Below are 20,298 nucleotides of genomic sequence, written 5' to 3' on the forward strand. Positions count from 1 at the left end.
GCTCCAGATCGTGCTCGTAACCGTTACGGGATTCGTTGCGCAGGGTCCTACTCACCCGGTTATGATGCCATACATCCCATGATTGGATGAAAGGACTTTCCAGTGCCGCTCGCCACAACGCGACGCACGGGCCTGGTCGACCAGGTCATCGAGCAACTGCGCACCCTGGTCACCTCCGGCGAATGGCCGGTCGACAGCCGGATTCCCACCGAGCCCGAACTGGTCGAGGCGCTCGGCGTCGGGCGCAACACCGTGCGCGAGGCGATCCGGGCCCTGGCGCACAACGGCATCTTCGAAGTACGACAGGGCGACGGCACCTACGTGCGCGCCACGAGCGAGGTATCGGCAGCCCTGCGTCGGCTGTGCGGATCCGAACTGCGCGATGTCCTTCAGGTCCGGCGCTGCCTCGAGGTGGAGGGCGCCCGCCTGGCCGCCGTCGCGCGCACCGACGACGACCTGGTGGAGCTACGCGCCCACCTGGCCCACACCGATACCACCGACCACGCGGAGTTCACGCGAACCGACACCGAGTTCCACCTGGCCGTGGTGCGTGCGTCGCACAATCCGGTACTCGTCGAGCTCTACCGCGGGCTGCTGGAGGCCATCACCGCCAGCGTCGCGACGACCAGCGCAGGTCCCGGCGGAATGTTTCCGCACGACGGGTTGGTGGAGGCCATCGCGGCAGGCGACGTGGAGCGCGCCGGACGGGAGGCCGCGGGCTTCCTCGACGAACTCCTGGAGCGGTCCCCGACTCAGAGCTGCTGAGGCTTCCCGGCTTTCCAGGACTCCGACCAGTCCCACAATCCCGACAGCGCCGCCCCCAGTCCCGCACCGGCGACCGTCAGTTCCCATGCCCCGGTTTCGTTCTTGACGACCAGTCCGGCGGCAACGAGTTGTTGCAGCCGCTCCGAGAGCATGCTCGACGAGCAATTGCCCATGTGACGGCGTAGTTCAAGGAAGCCCAGAGACCCCGGTTCGAGCTCCCAGATCACCCGCAACACCCAACGCTGACCCAGCAGCTCCATGGCCGCCAGCATCGGCGCATTCGCCGGGTCTTCACCACGGCGAACAAACTCGGGCCCACTTGCGCTTCTCATTTAGAACTATCATATTGGTTCTAAATCAGAAGCACGGAGGCAAGTCATGAAAGTCGCGCTCGTCACCGGCGCATCACGTGGGATCGGCGCCGAAGTGGCCCACCAACTCGGCGCGGCCGGCGTGCACGTGATCGTCAACTACCGAGAGAAGGCCAAGCGGGCCAACGCGATCGTGGATGCCATCACCGCAGCGGGCGGCCGGGGCTCCGTCGCGGGCGCCGACCTCTGCGATCCCGATGCGACCGCCGACCTGATCACCCACATCGGGCAGACGTTCGGCCGCATTGACCTGTTGGTGCTCAACGCTTCCGGCGGGCTCGAGCGCGGCGCGGACGCCGGCTACCCGATGCGGATCAACCGCGATGCCCAGGTCCGCCTGGCCGAGCTGACACTGCCACTGCTCAGCCCGGGCGGCCGCATCGTGTTCGTCACCAGCCACCAGGCACACTTCCACGGACAACAGCCGGTTCCCGCCGACTACCTGCCCATCGCCGCGAGCAAGCGCGCCGGCGAGGACGCACTGCGCGCGATGCAACCCCGTTTCGACGACGCCGGGGTGCCGTTCGTCGTGGTGTCCGGCGACATGATCGACGGCACGATCATCGTGCGGTTACTGGCCCGTCGCGACCCTGATGCCGTGTCGGCCAGGAAGATTCACGGCACCTTGCCCACGATCGAGGAGTTCGCCGCGGCGATCGTGGGCGCCGGACTCGAGCCGGCACCCTCGGGCAGCACGGTCTATGTCGGCGGTGCCGACTACGTCGCCGCCGCCCACAACTGAGCAATAGGTGCGCAAATGCGCACATATTGACATACTGACGGGGTGGCGAGCAACCCCTTGCGCATTCCGCTGTTCCGGCGCCTGTACGCGGCACAGGTCGTGGCACTACTGGGCACCGGCCTGCTGACCGTCGCCCTTGGGTTGCTGGCCTTCGACGTCGCCGCCGACAACGCCGGAGCCGTGCTGGGAACCGCGCTGGCGATCAAGATGACCGCCTACGTCTTCGTCGCTCCCCTGACGGCCGCCGCCACCGCGCGACTACGTCCACGGTCAGTTCTCATCGCGACCGATGTACTGCGAGCTGCGGTCGCACTCTGCCTACCGTTCGTCGAATCCGTCTGGCAGATATACCTTCTGGTATTTCTGCTACAGGCGGCATCGGCCACGTTCACGCCGGCGTATCAGGCGGTGATCGCATCAGCCCTGGCGGAAGAACACACCTACACGAGGGCACTGTCGTTGTCCCGTCTCGCCTACGACCTGGAATCTCTGGCTAGTCCGGTCCTCGCGGCGATCTTGCTGACCGTGGTCGACTACCCGACCCTGTTCCTTGGCACGGTCGCCGGATTCCTGTCGTCGGCCACCGCAGTCTCGTTGGCTCGAGTCCCCGACAATCCACACGCCCCGCGCCCGGCTGATTTTCGGGACCGCCTGCTGAGCGGTACGCACATCATGCGGTCATCTCCAGAGCTGCGCGCCCTGCTGGCGCTCAACATCGTCGTCGCAGCGGCCACCGGGCTGGTGGTGGTCAACACCGTGATCTACGTGCGAACCCTGCTCGACGGTCAGGACAGCGGCCTCGCGGTCGCACTGGCGTGTTTCGGCGGTGGTTCGATGCTCGTCGCATTGACCGTGCCGCGCCTGCTCAATCTGATCTCCGACCGCACGACCATGCTCGTCGGGGCCGCGGTTTGTGCCGGAGCGCTGAGCGCGACAACCCTATTCATCCTCGCCGGACCGTCCGGAGCCGCGGGGTGGATCGCCCTGTGCACGCTGTGGGCGATCACTGGCGCAGGCACCTCGATGGTCAACACACCGTCAGCCCGCCTGCTGCGCCGCAACTCGACCGTCCAGAACCGCACCGAGGTCTTCACCGCGCAGTTCTCGCTGTCGCACGCCGGTTTCCTGCTCACCTACCCGGTAGCCGGCTGGGTCGGCGCCACGCTCAACCAGGCTGTTGCCGCCCTGCTACTGGCCGTACTGGCTACACTCGCGACACTGGCATCGGCCGTGATCTGGCCGCGTCGCGGGAGGGAGTTCCATGGCAGCGCAGCCCAGGAATCCGTCGTCTCGGCCGCAGGACAGCCTGGTCCATGAGGGCGCGCCCAACGACGAACGCCTCGACGTAGCCAGCGAAACGTTCCGAATGCTGGCGGACCGAACCCGGTTGCACCTGTTGTGGCTTCTGACCCAGGGCGAGGCCGACGTGACCGCACTTGCCGAGGCCACCGGGGCCTCTCGCACCTCGATCAGTCAACACCTGGCAAAACTCCGTTTCGCCCGCATGGTCGAAACCCGCAAGGACGGGCGGCGGGTCTTCTACCGGCTGCGCGACGGACACTTGAGCCGCCTGGTCCAGGAAGGGCTCAACCACGCCGATCACCGCGTCACCGGAGAACCCGCGCACCCCTGAACCTAGAACGGGGCGTCCTCCATGCGCGCCCGGGTCAGCGGCAGCCGTAGCAGCAGCCGCGCACCGCCCAGCGGGCTCTCCAGCAAAGCCGCTGTGCCGCCGTGCAATTCGGCCTGCTGGGCGACCAGGGCCAGGCCAAGGCCGGATCCCGACCGCGACGCGGTGGTGCCGCGGGCGAACCGCTCGAACACCTCGGCCCGTTCCGCCTCCGGCACCCCGGAGCCGTTGTCGTCGACCACGATCTGCACGTCGTCGGCCGAACTGACTGCACTGAGCCGGATCTCGGTGGCGCCACCGTGTTTGACGGCGTTGGCGATGGCGTTGTCGATCACCAGACGGAGACCCGCGGGCATGCCCAGCATCAACACCGTCGGCGAGGGCATCAGGGTGGCCCGCAGGCCCGGGTACGTGCGCAGCGCGTCGTGTGCGGCGCGATCGAGCAACTCGGTGACATCCATCGGCACGAAATCCTCGACCGTGGTCAACTCCCCCTGAGCCAACCGTTCCAGGGCGGTCAGGGTGCCCTCGATGCGGCTCTGCGTGCGCAGTACGTCCCCGATCACCTCCTGGCGCTGCTCGGCGGTCATGTCCAGGGTGGACAGCACTTCCAGGTTGGTACGCATCGCCGTCAGCGGGGTGCGCAGTTCGTGGGAGGCCACCGCGGCGAAATCGCGGGCCGACTCCAGCGCGGCCTTGGTGCGCTCCTGCTCGTTACCGATGCGCGCGAGCATGCCCTCGACCGCCTCGGCGATCTGCACGGCCTCGCGCACACCGCGCACCTGCACCTCGTCGGGCTTGGACTGGGCGTTGATCGCGCGGGCCTGCTGGGCCAGCAGGCGGAACGGGGTGATCATCACCAGAGAGATCACCCAGCCCACCACGACGGTGCTGCCGATGACTCCGCCGCAGATCAGCAGGACCCGCAGGTGCAGCTCGTCGATCCGGCGCTGCGTCTCCGCCAAGGGCGCCCCGAGCGCGATGCTGGCCGGACCCGCGGTGAACGTCCGCACGCGGTACTCGACGCCGTCGATCGTGGTGTTGGCGTAGCCGTTCTCCAGGCGCGGCAGGACGATGTCACTGGGCACCGAGACGCTGACGCCCCCGATGTGGGCGGTGCGGACCAGCCCACCGTCGTCGGGCATGGGCTTGTCGGCCGAACCCTGCTTCGTGGCTGTGAGCAGCGTGCTCACGTCACCAAGGCTGCTCAACGAATCCAGCCGCCGGTCCAGCTGGCTGTACTGGTCGTTGGTGACGCCGATCCACACCCAGGTCCCGAGCGTGATGACCGTGACGACCACCGACAGCGCACCGACGATGACGATGGTGCGCAGCGACAGCACCCGCATCACCGGCCGCAGCACGGGCCGCAACAGGTTCAGCACGCGCTCTTCGAGATTCACCGGCGTTATCTTGCCCGATCGATCGCCGTCAACTTGCGGTTGACGACATCAGATCGTCAACCTAGAGTTGACGCATGAGCCAACCCGTCACCATCACCAACCCCGTCCGTCTCGACGACCTCATCGGCGCGATCAAGAAGGCTCACACCGAACCTCTTGAACAGTTGATCGACGCCGTGATCGCCGCGGACGCCCTCGGCGAGATCGCCGACCACCTCATCGGACACTTCGTGGACCAGGCCCGGCGCTCGGGCGCTTCCTGGACCGACATCGGCACGGCCATGGGAGTCACCAAACAGGCCGCCCAGAAGCGCTTTGTGCCGAAAGTTCCCGCATTCGACCCGGCCGCGCTCGATCCCAACGCCGGATTCGGCCGCTTCACCCCGCGGGCCCGCAACGTCGTCGTCGTCTCGCAGAACACCGCGCACGCGGCCGGCAACGCCGAGATCACCCCTGAACACCTGTTGCTGGCACTGTTCGCCGAACCCGACGGAATCGCAGCCAAACTCCTTGCGAGTCAAGGCATCACCGCCGAGACCGCCCGGGCCGCCATCACCCTGCCGCCGCCCAGCGAGCAGGTCCCGGCACTGATCCCGTTCAACGGGGGCGCCAAGAAGGCGCTGGAACTGACCTTCCGCCAAGCACTTCGGCTCGGCCACAACTACATCGGCACCGAGCACATCCTGCTCGCCCTGGCCGAGGCCGAAGGCGAGGACGGACCGCTGCACCGGCTCGGCGCCGACCCGCAGCGTTTCGAGACCGAACTGGCCGCCGCCCTGGCCCCGTTCACCGCCAAAGGCCAGGACACCGAAGAGGAATGAACCGGGAATGAAAGCGCCGGCGCAACCGTAGAACCTGATGTGTTACTCAATGACGCCGCACGCGAGTTGATCGGCGCGGGCGCCGACGCCACGCTCGTCACGCTGAATCCTGACGGTAGTCCACAGGTCACCCTGGTCTGGGTGGCATTGCAGTCCACCCCCGACGGTGACGAACTCGTCACCGCCCATCTGTCCGAGCACAAGAAGGTCCGGAACGTCCGCCGCGACCCCCGGGTCGCGGTGACGATCGTCGATCCGGGGCGGGTCGGCGAGGTGATGCGGCCGTACCTGGCGATCACCGGCACCGCGCGCATCGTCGAGGGCGGCGCACCAGAACTCCTCAAGGAGCTGGCGCAGACGCTGGCCGCTCCCGACGCTCCGTTTCCGCCGAAGGATGCGCCGCCCGGGTGGTTGACCCGCATCCGGATCGACAAGGTGGGTGGCGTCGGGCCCTGGGTGTCCTGACCCATCCGGCTGTAACACGTTTCACTCTGTGCGATCATGCCTGGCATGCCTCGCTGGTTTGCGTTCATGTTCACGGCCATGGTGGTGGCGGTTACCGCCCTGGTCGCCCCGCCGGCGGCCTCGGCCGAAAGCGCCCCGATCGGCAACATCGGTGACACGCTGCGCGTCCAGACCGACAACGGCATCGTCGCCGATGTCACCGTGCACGACGTGCTCGCCAGCGACGTTCCGCCCGGCTGGGGCTGGAACGGCTCGCCCCGATGGCGCGCCCAGGGCGGGCCGTGGCGGGTCCCGATCACGGTGACCGCCATCCAGGCACCCAGCCCGTACGCGATGGCGCTGGCCTTCACCTTCAACGGCGTCACCCCGTACGCCGACGCGTACGCACCCAAGCACACCGATGCGCCCAACCGGCTCGAGGCTGCGCTGCGAAACGCGCCCCCGGGAGCCACCGTCAACGGCGATGTCTACTGGGACGTCTACCGCGCACTGGTCACCAACGTGGTGTTGACCGACACCAAGTCGGGCAAGCACCTGGCGCAGTGGAATCTGTGGCAGCCGGGCGCGCCCCTGCCTTGATCCGCCTCGCCACGGAGGCTGATCTTCCGGAACTTGCGGCGGTCGCGGCGGCCACCTTTCCCCTGGCCTGTCCCCCGTCGGTAACACCGGACAACATCGCCGCCTTCATCGCCGAGACCCTTTCCGAGGAGCGCTTCGGCGAGTACCTCACCGATCCGAACCGGATCGTGCTGGTGGCGCGGGAGGACTCGATAACGGGTTACGCCATGCTGATTCACGGAGTCCCCGACAACAGTGACGTCCAGCGGGCGGTGCCGCAGCGGCCCGCACTGGAGCTGTCGAAGATCTATGTGCTGCCCGGCCGGCACGGGGGCGGCGTGGCCCAGGCGCTGATGTCCGCTGCCCTGGGCAGCGCGGCCGAATCCGGTGTCGGCTGCGTGTGGCTGGGGGTCAACCAGCAGAACCGGCGCGCCCAGCGCTTCTACGCCAAGAACGGTTTCACCGTCAGCGGCACCAAGACCTTCCGGCTCGGGACCCGCATCGAGAACGACTACGTGATGGTCCGCCCGGTCTAGACGGTCTTCTGCTGCGCGGCGGCGGTCAGGGCCAGCAGGCGCGACGTGGCCCGCAGGTACTTCTTCCGGAACCCACCGGCCATCATCTCCGGGCTGAAGATGGTGTCCAGCTTGGTCCCCGATGCCAGCACCGGGACACCCGCGTCGTAGAGCCGGTCGGTGAGCGCCACCAGCCGCAGCGCCACGCTCTGATCCTCGATCGGGTGCACCCCGGTGATGAATACCTCGGTGACGCCTTCGATCAACGCGTGATAGCGCGACGGGTGCATGGTGGCCAGATGCGCACACAGCGCGTCGAAGTCGTCGAGGGTCGCGCCGGGGACTCCCTCGGCGCGCTGCGCCACCTCGTCATCGGACAGCGGCTCGGGGGCGGGCGGCAGGTCACGATGCCGGTAGTCGGGCCCCTCGATGCGCACCGTGGTGAAGATCTGCGCCAGCGTGTTGATCTCACGCAGGAAGTCCTGGGCGGCGAACCGGCCCTCACCCAACTGTTCGGGCAGGGTGTTCGAGGTGGCCGCGATCGACACCCCGCGCTCCACCAGAGCCGAGAGCAGCCGGGAGATCAGGGTCGTGTTGCCCGGGTCGTCGAGTTCGAACTCGTCGATGCACACCACGACATACTCCGAGAGCAGGTCGATGCACTCGTTGTAGCCGAACACGCCGGCGAGCTGGGTCAGCTCACCGAACGTGGCGAACGCCGTCGGCGCCTCGCCCTGAGACAGCGTGTAATAGGTCGAGGCCAGCAGGTGGGTCTTGCCGACGCCGAACCCGCCGTCCAGGTACAGCCCGACCCCGGGCAGGACCTCACGCTTGCCGAACAACTTCTTCTTGCCGGCCCGTCGAAGCGCGGCCTGTTCGCAGAAACTGCGGCAGGACTGCACCGCCGCGGCCTGGGATGGTTCGGCGGGGTCCGGGCGGTAGCTGTCGTAGCTGACGTCGGCGAACGTCGGCGGCGGAACCAGCTGTGCGACCAGCCGCTCCGGCGTGACGGTGGGATGACGATCGGCGAGGTGAGCGACGCCGCTGGACCCGTGCATGGAGGCAGCGTAGCGACGTGCTCCAATTCAGTTCATGTCCGATGACACCGCCGGGACCGACCTGACCGTGCTGGGAAACGTCGACAAGATCGCCGACGGCCAGCTGGCCGACTACTATGCCTACCCCGATGACCTGCAGCGATGTTGGGTGCGGGGCAACATGATCAGCAGCCTGGACGGAGGCGCCACCGAGGACGGCAAGTCCGGCGGCCTGGCCGGTCCGGGTGACCGGGCTGTGTTCAATCTCATGCGCCAGACGGCCGACGTCATCCTGATGGGCGCGGCGACAGTGCGGATCGAGAACTACTCGGGCGTGCAGCTGTCGGTCGCCCAGCGGCAGGAGCGCCAGCGCCGTGGCCAGGCCGAGGTGCCGCCGATCGCCGTCATCACCGCATCGGCCGAGTTCGACCACAACTCCAAGTTCTTCACCCGCACCGAGGTCGCACCGCTGATCCTCACCGCCACCGACACCGTCGCCGACGCACGGCACCGGCTGGGCGCTCTCGCCGAGGTACTCGACGCCTCCGGTGCGGACCCCACCCGCGTCGACCCGGCGGTGGCGCTGCGAATCCTCGCCGAACGCAAGCTCTTCCGGGTGCTCACCGAGGGCGGCCCGTCGTTGCTGAGCACACTCATCGAGAACGACCTGCTCGACGAGTTGTGCCTGACCGTGGCACCGATCCTGGTCGGCGGCGTGGCCCGGCGCATCGCCACCGGTCCGGGCCAGGCCCACACCCGGATGCGGCCCTCGCACCTGCTCACCGACGACGAGGGCTACCTGTACACGCGCTACGTCCGCGGGTAGTGGGAAAGCTGTCGCTACTGTGGTCAGCATGCGTCATCAGCTGGTGAAAGCCCTGCGAAGGTCGGCGGTCGCCGTGCCCGTCCTGTCACTGGGGCTCACTGCCTGCGCACCGCTGTTCGCCGCAGATCCGCGCTATGCCACCGATTCCGGCGCCCACCCGCAGGGACAGCCCGTGACCACCTCGGCGGGCCCACCCAGTGCCCCCGGCATCGACGCGCCCAAGAATGACCTGTCCTGGCGGGACTGCACCCCGCGCGTGTTCAGCGACGCCGGCGTCCAGCCGACTCCCGACGTGACGCTGGACTGTGCCACCTACGACGCCGATCTCGACTCGATCAACGGGGCCACCGGAACCGTGAGCATCGGCGTGGTGCGGGCCCGGTCATCGCAGACCCCGGCCGACGCCGGCCCCCTGGTGATGACCACCGGATCCGACATCCCCACCTCGATACAGCTGCCGACGTGGTTGGCGCGCTCGGGAACCGACATTCTCAAGACCCACCCGATCGTCGCGGTGGACCGGCGTGGAATCGGTATGTCCGGCGCGCTGGATTGCCGCGACGTCTACGACCGCCAGGAGATGCAGGACCAGACGCAGTTCCAGGCCGGTGACGATCCGGTGGCCAACCTCGGTGCGGTCACCATGACCGCGACCACCAGTTGCACCGACACGATCGCCCCGGGCGACTCGTCCTACGACAACGCGCACGCCGCCGAAGATCTGGAACGGCTGCGCAGCACCTGGGATGTGCCCTCCCTGGCTCTGCTCGGCGTCGGCAACGGGGCCCAGGTGGCGCTCGCCTACGCAGGCTCACACCCCAACAAGGTGTCGCGGCTGATCCTGGACTCCCCGCTGCCGCTGGCGGTCGGTGCCGAGGCCGCGGCCGAACAGCGGGTCAAGGGCCAGCAGGCCGCCCTGGACGCATTCGCCGCGCAGTGCGTGGCCACCAACTGCCCGCTGGCCCCCGATCCGAAGGGCGCCGTCGACGCCCTGCTGGCCGACGCCCGCGCCGGCCGCGGACCCGGCGGAGCCTCGGTCGCCACGCTGGCCGACGCGATCGCCACCGGGTTGGGCTTCCCCCAAGGCGACCGGGTGGCCGCCACCAACAACCTGGCCGGCGCCCTGGCCGCGGCCCGCGCAGGCGATGCCGGACCGATCTCGGGTTTGATCACCCAGGCCGACAACCTGCGCCAGACCGACGGACAGTTCGTCAACTCCTGCAGCGACGCACTCAACCGGCCCACCCCGGACCGCGTCCGGGAACTGGTGGTCGCCTGGGGCAAGCTCTACCCGCAGTTCGGCGCCGTCGGCGCGCTGAACCTCGTCAAATGCCTCAACTGGCCCAGCGGCACCGCACCCAAAGATCCGCAGAACCTCAAGATTCCGGTGCTGCTCCTCGGTGTGCACAACGACCCGATCGTCGGCAACGAGGGCGTCGCCGCCGTCGCCGCGACCATCATCAACGCCGGCGCCAACAACCGCCGGGTGATGTGGCAGGGCATCGGCCACGGCGCCAGCATCTACACCCCGTGTGCGCTGCCCCCGCTGACGGGCTACCTCAACAGCGGCAAACTGCCTGAGACCGACACGTACTGTCCCGCCTGACGCGGAGCCCGATCGGCGTCGGTATAAGGTTCGCTGGTGGCGGCAGCAGATTCCATCATCTCCGGTTTCGTGAACGCATTCCGTCCCCGCACCTCCGCGCCGAGCACCGCCACGGTGCTGCGCTCGGTGCTGTGGCCGCTGGCGATCCTGTCGATCATCCATCGCAGCTACGTGCTGGCCACCAACGGCTACATCACCGACGACTTCGGTCCGGTGTATCGCGCGGTGTCGAACTTCCGGCGGCACTGGGCCATCTACAACGAGCACTTCAGCTATGTCGACCCGCACTACCTGTACCCACCCGGTGGCACGCTGCTCCTGGCGCCGTTCGGCTTCCTGCCGGAGTTCGCGTCCCGGTTCTGGTTCGTGGCGATCAATTCCGTGGCGATCATCATCGCCGCCGCTCTTCTGGTACGGCTGTTCAAGTTCTCGCTGACCTCGGTGGCCCTGCCTGCCCTGCTGCTGGCCATGTTCTGCACCGAATCAGTCACCAACACCCTCGTTTTCACCAATATCAACGGCTGTGTGCTGCTGGCCGAGGTGCTGTTCTTCACCTGGCTGCTGTCGGGCAAGGTGGGGCACCAGTGGTGGGCCGGCGCGGCCATCGGGTTGACCCTGACGGTCAAACCCGTGCTGGCCGTGCTGCTGCTGTTGCCGCTGCTGAACCGGCAGTGGCGGGCATTGGTGACGGCCTTTGCCGTCCCGCTGGTGTTCAACGCTGTGGCCTGGCCCATGTCGGCCGACCCGATGGGCTTCGTGCGCAACACGGTGCCCTACATGTTCGAAACGCGCGACTACTTCAACAGCTCGATCATCGGCAACGGCGTGTACTACGGGTTGCCGGAGTGGCTGATCCTGTTGTTGCGCATCGGATTCGTGATCCTGGCCGTGGTCAGCCTGTGGCTGCTGTACCGCTATTACCACGAGCGCGACCAACTGTTCTGGATGCTCACCTCGTCGGGCGTGCTGCTGATCACCTCGTGGCTGGTGCTGTCGCTGGCCCAGGGCTACTACTCGATGATGCTGTTCCCGTTCCTGATGACCGTGGTGCTGCCCAACTCCGTCCTGCGCAACTGGCCGGCCTGGCTGGCCGTATACGGATTCATGACGATGGACCGTTGGCTGATGTGGCGCTGGCCCACCACCGGGCGATACCTCGAATACATGAAGATCACCTACGGCTGGTCGCTCATGCTGATCGTGGTGTTCTGTGTGCTGCTCTTCCGGTATCTCGACGCCAAGCAGGACGGCAGGCTCGACGGCGGCATCGACCCGCCGTGGCTGAGCCGTACCCGGGAAGCCGAATCAGTCTGAGGTGAACTGCATGACCTGACCCGCCAGCCGGGTCTGGGTCCGCATCTGCAGGCCGTACCGCCCGCAGACCTCGTCGAGTTCGCCGGGATTGACCAACCGGAACGGTGACCGGTCGAGCCGGTGGATCGCCGTCGCCATCGGAGTGCGGGTCAGGTCGTAGCCGGTGAACACACCGCCGGGCCGCAGCACCCGGGCGATCTCGGCGACGGCCTTCTCCCACTCCACGATGTGGTGCAGCATCAGGCAGCTCAGCACCGAATCGAACGAGTCGTCGGCGAAGGGCAGATCGGTGGCGTCCGCCCCGCGCACGGTCACATCGCCGAACGCCTGCAACCGCCTGGCCGCCGAGCGCACCATGGCGGGATCGAAGTCGGTGGCGGTGATGGCCAGCTCCGGGTTGGACTGGCGTAGCCGGGCCGCGATATCGCCACTGCCCGAGCCGATTTCGAGCACATCGTGGCCGAGCCGATCGACCGGGATGCTGCCGAGGACAGCCTCCCCGGTTCCTCCGCGCCACAGCGCCGTCTTGCAGAATGCGCGCTCGATCCGTGACATTGCCGGCATGTGAGCTCCCTTTCTCGATGTGATGATCCTTCATCGAGCATCGCGCTCGGGGTGCTTCGGCGCTTGTACCGATCCGTCCGGTTTCGGGTCAGCTCAATGCCCGCGCGACATCACTGGGTGCGATACCGGTCAGTTCGCGGCACACCCTGGTGGCGTGCGCGCCGTCGGCGAATCCTGCCATGTGCGCCGCATCGGTGATCGACGTGCCCGCGCTCAGGTGCTCCAACGCGGCCAGCAGTCGTGTCCACCGCGCCGTCGCCGCGAACGAGGTACCGGTCTGCTTACGGAAGAGCCGGCCCAGGTAGTCCGCCGACATCGCCACCTCACCGGCAACCGAACCGAGATCGGCACGACTCGGTATCCGGGCGGTGACGAGTTCGATCGCCTGACGCACCTGCGGGTGCACCGCCGCCCCGGCAGGGACATCGTCCCTGCCGAGCAGGGCGTCGACCACCATGTCCGCCGCACCGGAGAGATCCCCGGCCCGCGCTGCGGCCGCCACCGCCGTGGCCAGCGGCTCGGCACCGTCCACCGCCCACAGGCCGGGATGGCGGGCGTGCGCCTGGATCGTGGCGTTGAGCGTTGTGGCCGAGTCTGTTTCAGGCCCGAGATAGATCGACAGCGCCGCGCGCGCGCCGTCGGGCCGCATCGCATGCCGGGTCCCGCCGGCAACCGCGGCGATGGAGCAGCGCTGCTCGGTGCCGTCTCCGGCCACCAATGCCAGCGCGCCATCGATGCCGACCGCGAGCTGCACCGCCGGATGGTGGTGCAACTCGATGTCACCGAACGAACCCATCACCGCCATCATGCCGGGTCCGGTGGTCCAGCTGCCGCGCATACCGCAGGTTACCGCGGCCGCAGCGGCGCAACCATGTCCACGTGTTCCTCGATCACATCGGCGATCACCATCGCCCCGTGTGGATTCTGATGCACGTGATCGGTGGTGAGGATCAGGCCCCGCGACGCCGCGATCCGCTGATAGGAGTCGCCGAGCAGAAAATGTCGCATCGCCGACCGGTACACAAGACCCATTCCGGAGTCGAATTCGACTGCCGCATCGGATTTTCGGCCCACCAGATATCCCGTCTGCCGCTCGTTCAGCGGCAGGTACGCGACGCGGTGCGCAGCGGCTGTCGTCCGGATGACCTCGCTGTACTCGGCTGCGGCCCGCGCCGGCGCGGCCCGCAGATCCTGGCCCAGCACCGGCAGCGAGGCCAGGGCGATGTCGGCTCGGGACTCCGCACGCAGGCGGGTCACGATCATGTCGAGGTCATCGCGGTAGGTGTCGATGCTCGGATACACCGGTAGGTTCTTGCGGCGCACCGCCCGGCGGGCCGCCTCCGCGGAGATCCCGGCCCGCGCGTCGTTGGTCCCGATCAGGACCGTCACGACATCCGGGGCAGCCGCGATCACCGCATCCAGCCGCTGCAACAGGTTGTGCGCGAGATCCCCGTCGATCCCGGCCCGGACGAACTCCGCCCGCTCACCGACCGGCCGTTGCCGCAGCATCGCGATGTAGTCGGCACTCAGCCGTCCCCGGGTGATGCTGTCGCCCGCGCACACGACGCGAATCCGGTTGGTCATCTTCCGCCCCTCACCTCGATGGCTGCCTGATAGCAGCCTGGCCCGGGCGAGCCGCGGTGGCTTGTACGGATCCGTCGTACCTGCCGCGGTCCGGCACACCTAACACTGGCGATACCACATGTAACAACGGGGTCTTTCTGCTCGAACCCCGCACCAACGTGCCCCGTTCAGCGGCCGCCGGCAATGGATCGTAGCCGGTCGCCACTTCACGCGACGCATCGATAATGCTGTTGGCCAATGGATTAACCATCCCGTCAGCGGCGAGCGTGGCAATCCTGCGCATCGGTCCGACGGCAGCACGAGCCCGGGTGACGCAACAGAGAATTCCGGCCCCAACATCACCGGATCGGCATATCGTTTTACATTCGTCACTTAGTTTGTAACATAGGCAGAATTGCTGCCGAAAGGGAGACCACATGGGCTTCGACCCCGACGTCGTGCATGCGAAGTACCTGGCGGAGCGCGACAAGCGCCTCGTTCCCGGCCGCACCGCCATCCGCGATCTGGCCGGAGATGAGCACGCGGCCGGCTACCGGGCCGATCCCTTCACCCCCTACATCGAGCGTGAGCCGATCATCGACGACCCCGACGTGGTCATCGTCGGCGGTGGTATCGCCGGAATTCTCGCGGGTGCGCATCTGCGCAAGGCGGGCGTCGAGCGCATCAGGATCGTCGACCAGGCCGGGGGCGTCGGGGGCACGTGGTATTGGAATCGGTATCCGGGGGTGATGTGCGACGTCGAGTCGTATCAATACCTGCCCATGCTCGAGGAACTCGACTACATCCCCAGCCGGCGCTACGCCTTCGGCGAGGAAATTCGCCTGCATCTGCAGGCGATCGCAGACCGTTTCGACTTGGTCCCCGACGCCCTGTTCCACACCGGCGTCACAGAAACCGAGTGGGACGACGATGCCGGCCGCTGGAACGTCCACACCAATCGGGGCGACGAGCTATCTTGCCGCTTCTACGTACTGGCCGTCGGAATCCTCAATCTCATGAAACTGCCGGCCATCCCGGGGATGGACGACTTCGCCGGGCGCGCGTTCCACACAGCGCGGTGGGACTACGGCTTCACCGGGGGCCGGCCCGGCGAAGCGCTCACCGATCTCGGCGACAAGGTCATCGCCCTGATCGGGACGGGGGCAAGCGGACTGCAGTGCCTGCCGCCGCTCGCCGAGGCGGCCAAGCACGTCTACGTGTTCCAGCGCACCCCGTCGGCGATCGGGGTACGCGGCAACCGCCCCACCGACCCTTCGTTCGCGGCGGATCTGAAGCCGGGCTGGCAGAAAGCCCGGATGGACAATTTCCAGTCGATCATGCTCGGCCGGCCAGTCGAGGCCGACCTCACCGACGACGGATGGACCCATCACTACGCCGCCGTCCAGAATCCGCCACGACGCAAGGGAATGAGCGCCGAAGAGTTCATGCGGACCGCAGAACAGCTCGACTTCGCGATCATGGAGGAGCACCGTCGACGGATCGACGGGCTCGTCAAGAAGCCTGAAGTTGCGGCCGCGCTCAAGCCGTACTACCGCTACCTCTGCAAGCGACCCTGCTTCCACGACGAGTACTTCGACGCGTACAACCGCGACAACGTGACCCTGATCGACTGTCCTGCCGGCATCGAGCGGATCACCCGGCGCGGCCCGGTCGTCGGAGGACACCAGTATGAAGTCGACGGCATCATCTACGGCACGGGATTCGAGGCCGAGGTCACGCCGCTCCCCCGGCGTATCGGCCACGACATCGTCGGCCGGGGCGGCATCTCGCTCGCCGAGAAGTGGGCCGACGGTGCCGCGAGCCTGTACGGAATGATGAGCCGCGGTTTCCCGAACATGTTCGTCATGCCGGCACCGGGCCAGCAGTCCGTGGTCACGGTCAACTACACCCAGCTCGCCGTGTTCGGGGCCGAGTTCGTCGCCGGCACCGTGGAATTGCTCGGTAAGCAGGGCGTCGAGGTGTTCGACGTGAGCGCAGACGCCGAGGCGGACTGGATACGGCAGATCGTGGATACGTACGTCGATCCCAGCGGCGTCATGTCGGCGTGTACGCCGTCGCGGCTCAACAACGAGGGCGACCCCGGCGCCATCAGGCCGCGCGACACCAATTTCGGCCGAGGATTCGGCGACTTCTTCGCCTACCGCGAACTTCTCGAAACATGGCTTGCGGTCGGCGAATTCGATGGTCTGGAGCTGGCGTGACCGGGCGGCAGCGGGTGGCCGTCGTGACCGGGGGTGGCGGTGGAATCGGCGCCGCCATCGCTGAATCAATATCTCGTACCGGCGCTTTTGTCGTCACCGTGGACCCCCTGGTGTCCGTCGACGGCTCCGAGCAACTCCCCCGGCCCGAGAAAGACACACTGACCACGGCCGGTCGCATCGTCTCCGCGGGCGGAGCCGCACGTGCGTCGGGTGTGTCGGTCACCGATGAATCGGGTTTACGTCAGTTGTTCGGCGAGCTGGCCGATGAGTTCGGCGGCCTGGACGCCGTGGTCAATGTGGCCGGCATCAGCCGTCCTACCGGATTCGCCACCGGCAGTGACGACGACTGGTTCGGCGTGCTCTCGGTACACCTCGACGGCTATCGCAACGTGCTGCGCGCCGCCCTGCCGCTGATGGCGGCGGCCGGCCGAGGTCACATCCTCGGTGTCACTTCCGGATCGGGCTGGCGGTCGGCCGATGCGGGTGCCTACGGCTGCGCCAAGCGCGCCGTAGCCGCGCTGACCTGGCAGCTGGGCCGGCAGGCTCCAGATGGTGTTGTGGTCAACGCCATCTCGCCGATCGCCGCCACCCGCATGGTGGCCGCAGCGCTGGGCCGCACGCAAACCACAGGTGGGCTGTCACTGAGCTCGATGCCTCAGCCCGAACACCTCGGGCCGCTCGGTGCCCACCTCGTGAGCGACGGGTTTGCCGCGTGCCGGGGTCAGGTCATCTTCACCGCCGGATCCGAGGTGGCGGTGATCGACGAGCCCCGGCTGATCGAGGTGGTGCGCAACGACATTCGACTGCTGGAGGCCGCGACCACCGTGGCACTGGCGCCGGCCGAGGCCAACCAGGCGAGCGGGGGCGGCAGCAACGCCCGCTTCGGCGCGGTGTTCGACAAGCCCGACGGCGGCGATCCCTTGACCACCGAGACACGTTGCTGCGCAATCGCCGCAGATCGGCCCGAGATGTCGCTGGCCCTGGCCGAGGCTCTCAAGCCGTGGGGCGTGGTGTGCCATCCCGTCGACGACCCCGCGTCGCTGGCCGGCCTCGACGCGGTCGACGCGGTAGTGGTCGCCGTGACCGGCACACCCGCCGCGACCGGTGCGACCACCGCCTGGGAACGCGTACTCGACGAGCACGACGGACTCGTCGGGCAGATCCAGGCCGACGCCCGGTGGCCCCGTGCCGTGGCTGACGTGGCAACAGCAGCGGGTCGCCCCATCCGGCTGGTGACCCTCACCGACGCCACCACGGCCGGCGGTCGCAGTCGCGCTCAGGCCTCCGCACAACTGGCGCGAGCCGGCCGGACGGCCACCGGCGAACTGGTCCTGCCCTTCGCCGTCAGCGTGGAGGCCGGTGGCGCAGACGATGCCGCCGGACTCGGCGCCCACCTGGCGTGCAGCGCGGTCGCCGCCGGGCTGGCCGGTGCCGAATTGGTGTCGGGTGCGGGCTGGTTCGGCCTCCGAAGCCACCCGCGGCCCATCAGTGCCATCAGCTTCGGCGGCCCCGAGGTGCCTCCCTGGTTCGACGACACGCTCCGAGAGGTAGTGCAGCCACGATGACCACGTCGCCGATAGAAAAGCCGGCCCGGATCGTCGACGCCCACGTGCACCTGTGGGACCCGGCCCGCACCGATTGGTACCCCTATCTTTCGGGACGACAGGAGCTGGACATGGGTGACGTGTCGAGGATGTCGCGTCGCTTCGATGCCCCCACCTACTTCACCGAGGCCGCCGGGTGGAACGTGGAGAAGTTCGTCAACGTCGCCGCCGCCACCGGGTGGAACTCGATCGACGAGGCACTCGAGCTCGACCGGCGAGCAGACATCGACGGCCACCCCGCCGCCATCATCGGCGGCTTGCCGCCTACCGACTCGGTGGCCGCGACCGTGGCCGCACTCGACCGGCAGCTGGCGGCACGCCGGTTTCGCGGGGTCCGCCCGATGGGCGCGAGCGAGGGACCGCTTCCCGGTGACGAGGTGCTGGACGCATTGCAAGAGCGAGATCTCTTGGTGGAGGCGATGATCCATCCTGATCAGCTGTTGGCCACGGCCCGCAGGATGGAGAACGACGACTCCCTGGTTGTGGTCATCGAGCACACCGGGTGGCCGCGCAACGGATCCGACGAAGAGCGAGCCCTCTGGGCCGAGGGGATCAATGCCCTCGGCGGCCTGGGCGACAACGTGCTGTGCAAGCTCTCCGGCCTGGCCGGTCCCATGGGTTCGATGGCGGCCGATGCGCTGGCCCCGTGGCTCGAGCACACCATCGACGCCTTCGGCGTCGACCGATGCATGTTCGCCAGCAACTTCCCGGTCGACGGGATCCACGGGACGCTCGATGAGTTGTTTTCCTCGTACTCGAGCGTTGTCGCGGGCGTCGATCCGGACGCCCGCGACAAACTCTTCGCCGCCAACGCCGAACGCGTCTATCGCTGTTAGCGGTCGGGCAGCCTCCCCGCGCTGACCACCGACTGCAGCTCGGTGTACTCGGCCAGGCCTTCCCCGGCGAACTCGCGTCCGATACCGGACTGCTTGAACCCGCCGAAGGGGGCCGAGATGTCGAGCATGTACATGTTGATGCCGTAGGTGCCGGTACGGACCTGGCCCGAAACTTCCAAGCCGTGCGCGACGTCCTTGGTCCACACTGAACCGGCCAAGCCGTAGTCGCTGTCATTGGCGATCCGGATGGCGTCGCGTTCGTCGGTGTACTTGATCACCGTCAGCACCGGACCGAAGATCTCCTCACGCGCGATCGTCATGTCGTTGGCGGCGTCGGCGAACAGCGTCGGCCGTACATACCAACCACGATCCATGGGCGAATCATCGCCACCGAGCACCATTTTGGCTCCCTCGGCGACACCGGAACGGATGTAGTCCTGCACCCGGTGCTGCTGGCGTCGGGAAGCCAACGGTCCGATATCAGTGTCCGGGTCAGCCGGATCTCCGACGACCAGACCCGTCATCATCTCGGCGAGCGCATCGACGAATTCGTCGTGCCTCCGCGCGCTGACCAGGATGCGGGTCTGGGCCACACACGCTTGGCCGTTGTTCATCAGACCGGCCATCTTCAGGCCGGCAACTGTCTTGCCGATGTGTGCGTCGTCGAGCACGATCGCGGCGGACTTGCCGCCGAGTTCCAGGCTGTAGCGCTTGAGCTGCTCACCACACAGGGAAGCGATGTGGCGCCCGGTCGCAGAGCTGCCGGTGAACGCGATCTTGTCGACGCCGGGATGACGTACCAGTTCCTCGCCCACCTCGCGGCCACCGGGCACGACCGACACCACTCCCTCGGGCAGGCCGATCTGCTCGATCATCTCTGCCACCCACAGTGAGTCCAGTGGTGTCTCCGGTGCGGGCTTGACCACCACCGTGCATCCGGCGATGAGCGCGGGAATGAGCTTGGGCATCAACAAGTTCTGCGGCACGTTCCAGGGAATGATGATGCCCACCGTGCCGACTGGCTGCCGGCGCAGATGCACCTCGCCGAAAACCCCGTTGCGACGCTCTTCCCACGGGAACGCGTTCGCCGCCTGAACCGCGAGGTGCATCATCGAAGCCGCACCGGCGGCCTGACCCAGACGGCTGAAACTGGCGGGCGAACCCATCTCGGCGGTGATCAGGTCGGCCATGTCATCGACGTGCGCGGCGTACACGGCGGCGAACCTCTCCACGGCCGCGATCCGCTCGGCGTGGCTCAGGTGCGGCCATGGCCCCTGGTCGAATGCCAGGCGTGCGGCCCGGACCGCCGCGTCGACATCTTCGGCCGACCCGGCAGCGGCGTGCGCGATGACTTCTTCGGTATGCGGGGACACGACATCGATGCGGCCGGCGCCCGTCGGGTCCTGCCAGCGCCCACCGATGAACAGCTGCTCGTATGACCGAACTTTCATGAATC

At 67.6% G+C, this 20,298-nt stretch carries 21 protein-coding genes; 14 read left to right on the forward strand and 7 right to left on the reverse strand.

Translation table 11 applies throughout. The features are described 5' to 3' along the window. The first annotated feature begins 102 nt into the window (after positions 1 to 102). Positions 103 to 765 (forward strand): FadR/GntR family transcriptional regulator, encoded by a 663-nt coding sequence (locus ACNQVK_RS22885; protein WP_418031343.1) that lies wholly within the window; start codon positions 103 to 105, stop codon positions 763 to 765. Here the strand turns inward: ACNQVK_RS22885 and ACNQVK_RS22890 are convergent. Next, positions 753 to 1,097, reverse strand: a complete 345-nt coding sequence (locus ACNQVK_RS22890) for a winged helix-turn-helix transcriptional regulator (protein WP_418031344.1) — start codon at positions 1,095 to 1,097, stop codon at positions 753 to 755. The genes ACNQVK_RS22885 and ACNQVK_RS22890 overlap by 13 nt on opposite strands. A 46-nt stretch (positions 1,098 to 1,143) precedes the next feature. On the opposite strand from ACNQVK_RS22890, the gene ACNQVK_RS22895 reads away from it, so the two are divergent. Genes ACNQVK_RS22895 through ACNQVK_RS22905 form a run of 3 tightly spaced genes read left to right on the forward strand, consistent with a single transcriptional unit; the run spans position 1,144 to position 3,511 of the window. Continuing rightward, positions 1,144 to 1,878, forward strand: coding sequence for an SDR family oxidoreductase (locus ACNQVK_RS22895; protein WP_418031345.1), 735 nt, complete (start codon positions 1,144 to 1,146; stop codon positions 1,876 to 1,878). A 42-nt stretch (positions 1,879 to 1,920) separates the two neighbouring features. Further along, a complete protein-coding gene (locus ACNQVK_RS22900; protein ID WP_418031346.1) occupies positions 1,921 to 3,195 on the forward strand; it encodes an MFS transporter in 1,275 nt (424 codons plus the stop codon). Further along, positions 3,140 to 3,511, forward strand: a complete 372-nt coding sequence (locus ACNQVK_RS22905) for an ArsR/SmtB family transcription factor (protein ID WP_418031347.1) — start codon at positions 3,140 to 3,142, stop codon at positions 3,509 to 3,511. The genes ACNQVK_RS22900 and ACNQVK_RS22905 overlap by 56 nt, the downstream gene beginning before the upstream one ends. Before the next feature lie 2 nt (positions 3,512 to 3,513). On the opposite strand, the gene ACNQVK_RS22910 is transcribed toward ACNQVK_RS22905, so the two are convergent. After that, positions 3,514 to 4,857 carry a sensor histidine kinase gene (locus tag ACNQVK_RS22910; protein ID WP_418034270.1) on the reverse strand — a complete coding sequence of 448 codons (1,344 nt, stop codon included), beginning with the start codon at positions 4,855 to 4,857 and terminating at the stop codon, positions 3,514 to 3,516. A gap of 128 nt (positions 4,858 to 4,985) precedes the next feature. On the opposite strand from ACNQVK_RS22910, the gene ACNQVK_RS22915 reads away from it, so the two are divergent. The 4 genes from ACNQVK_RS22915 to ACNQVK_RS22930 are packed head-to-tail and all read left to right on the forward strand — an operon-like array spanning position 4,986 to position 7,291. Further along, positions 4,986 to 5,732: a Clp protease N-terminal domain-containing protein gene (locus ACNQVK_RS22915; RefSeq protein WP_418031348.1), complete on the forward strand. Its 747-nt coding sequence runs from the start codon at positions 4,986 to 4,988 to the stop codon at positions 5,730 to 5,732. Between the two features lie 39 nt (positions 5,733 to 5,771). Beyond that, positions 5,772 to 6,197 carry a PPOX class F420-dependent oxidoreductase gene (locus tag ACNQVK_RS22920; RefSeq protein ID WP_418031349.1) on the forward strand — a complete coding sequence of 142 codons (426 nt, stop codon included), beginning with the start codon at positions 5,772 to 5,774 and terminating at the stop codon, positions 6,195 to 6,197. 45 nt (positions 6,198 to 6,242) lie between these two features. Further along, positions 6,243 to 6,776, forward strand: a complete 534-nt coding sequence (locus ACNQVK_RS22925) for a hypothetical protein (RefSeq protein WP_418031350.1) — start codon at positions 6,243 to 6,245, stop codon at positions 6,774 to 6,776. Next, positions 6,740 to 7,291: a GNAT family N-acetyltransferase gene (locus ACNQVK_RS22930; RefSeq protein WP_418031351.1), complete on the forward strand. Its 552-nt coding sequence runs from the start codon at positions 6,740 to 6,742 to the stop codon at positions 7,289 to 7,291. The genes ACNQVK_RS22925 and ACNQVK_RS22930 overlap by 37 nt, the downstream gene beginning before the upstream one ends. On the opposite strand, the gene zapE is transcribed toward ACNQVK_RS22930, so the two are convergent. Beyond that, positions 7,288 to 8,328: a cell division protein ZapE gene (gene zapE / locus ACNQVK_RS22935; RefSeq protein WP_418031352.1), complete on the reverse strand. Its 1,041-nt coding sequence runs from the start codon at positions 8,326 to 8,328 to the stop codon at positions 7,288 to 7,290. The two genes, ACNQVK_RS22930 and zapE, sit on opposite strands and share 4 nt — an antisense overlap. A gap of 34 nt (positions 8,329 to 8,362) precedes the next feature. Between zapE and ACNQVK_RS22940 the strand changes: the two genes are divergently transcribed. The 3 genes from ACNQVK_RS22940 to aftC are packed head-to-tail and all read left to right on the forward strand — an operon-like array spanning position 8,363 to position 12,053. After that, on the forward strand, positions 8,363 to 9,133 hold the full coding sequence (locus tag ACNQVK_RS22940; protein WP_418031353.1) for a pyrimidine reductase family protein: 771 nt from the start codon (positions 8,363 to 8,365) through the stop codon (positions 9,131 to 9,133). A 28-nt stretch (positions 9,134 to 9,161) separates the two neighbouring features. Continuing rightward, entirely contained in the window at positions 9,162 to 10,739 is a 1,578-nt protein-coding gene (locus ACNQVK_RS22945) for an alpha/beta hydrolase (RefSeq protein WP_418031354.1), read from the forward strand. Positions 10,740 to 10,772: 33 nt separating this feature from the next. Then, complete coding sequence (aftC, locus tag ACNQVK_RS22950; protein ID WP_418034272.1) at positions 10,773 to 12,053, forward strand: arabinofuranan 3-O-arabinosyltransferase; 1,281 nt, start codon at positions 10,773 to 10,775, stop codon at positions 12,051 to 12,053. Here the strand turns inward: aftC and ACNQVK_RS22955 are convergent. The 3 genes from ACNQVK_RS22955 to ACNQVK_RS22965 form a co-directional block, all read right to left on the reverse strand. Beyond that, the gene (locus ACNQVK_RS22955) at positions 12,045 to 12,617 is read right to left on the reverse strand and encodes a class I SAM-dependent methyltransferase (RefSeq protein ID WP_418031355.1); all 573 of its coding nucleotides are present in this window, start codon (positions 12,615 to 12,617) and stop codon (positions 12,045 to 12,047) included. The genes aftC and ACNQVK_RS22955 overlap by 9 nt on opposite strands. 88 nt (positions 12,618 to 12,705) lie before the next feature. Then, entirely contained in the window at positions 12,706 to 13,455 is a 750-nt protein-coding gene (locus tag ACNQVK_RS22960) for a helix-turn-helix transcriptional regulator (protein WP_418031356.1), read from the reverse strand. 8 nt (positions 13,456 to 13,463) lie between these two features. Continuing rightward, on the reverse strand, positions 13,464 to 14,201 hold the full coding sequence (locus ACNQVK_RS22965; RefSeq protein WP_418031357.1) for an SGNH/GDSL hydrolase family protein: 738 nt from the start codon (positions 14,199 to 14,201) through the stop codon (positions 13,464 to 13,466). Positions 14,202 to 14,617: 416 nt separating this feature from the next. Here ACNQVK_RS22965 and ACNQVK_RS22970 point away from each other — a divergent pair, with 416 nt between their 5' ends. The 3 genes from ACNQVK_RS22970 to ACNQVK_RS22980 are packed head-to-tail and all read left to right on the forward strand — an operon-like array spanning position 14,618 to position 18,842. Beyond that, positions 14,618 to 16,402, forward strand: a complete 1,785-nt coding sequence (locus ACNQVK_RS22970) for a flavin-containing monooxygenase (protein ID WP_418031358.1) — start codon at positions 14,618 to 14,620, stop codon at positions 16,400 to 16,402. Continuing rightward, positions 16,399 to 17,967 (forward strand): SDR family NAD(P)-dependent oxidoreductase, encoded by a 1,569-nt coding sequence (locus ACNQVK_RS22975; RefSeq protein ID WP_418031359.1) that lies wholly within the window; start codon positions 16,399 to 16,401, stop codon positions 17,965 to 17,967. Before ACNQVK_RS22970 ends, ACNQVK_RS22975 begins: the two co-directional genes overlap by 4 nt. After that, positions 17,964 to 18,842 (forward strand): amidohydrolase family protein, encoded by an 879-nt coding sequence (locus tag ACNQVK_RS22980; protein ID WP_418031360.1) that lies wholly within the window; start codon positions 17,964 to 17,966, stop codon positions 18,840 to 18,842. Before ACNQVK_RS22975 ends, ACNQVK_RS22980 begins: the two co-directional genes overlap by 4 nt. Here ACNQVK_RS22980 and ACNQVK_RS22985 read toward each other — a convergent pair. Further along, positions 18,839 to 20,293: an aldehyde dehydrogenase gene (locus ACNQVK_RS22985; protein WP_418031361.1), complete on the reverse strand. Its 1,455-nt coding sequence runs from the start codon at positions 20,291 to 20,293 to the stop codon at positions 18,839 to 18,841. The genes ACNQVK_RS22980 and ACNQVK_RS22985 overlap by 4 nt on opposite strands. Positions 20,294 to 20,298: the final 5 nt, after the last annotated feature.

Source organism: Mycobacterium sp. 134, assembly GCF_048282715.1.
In the GTDB taxonomy this organism is placed as follows: domain Bacteria; phylum Actinomycetota; class Actinomycetes; order Mycobacteriales; family Mycobacteriaceae; genus Mycobacterium; species Mycobacterium septicum.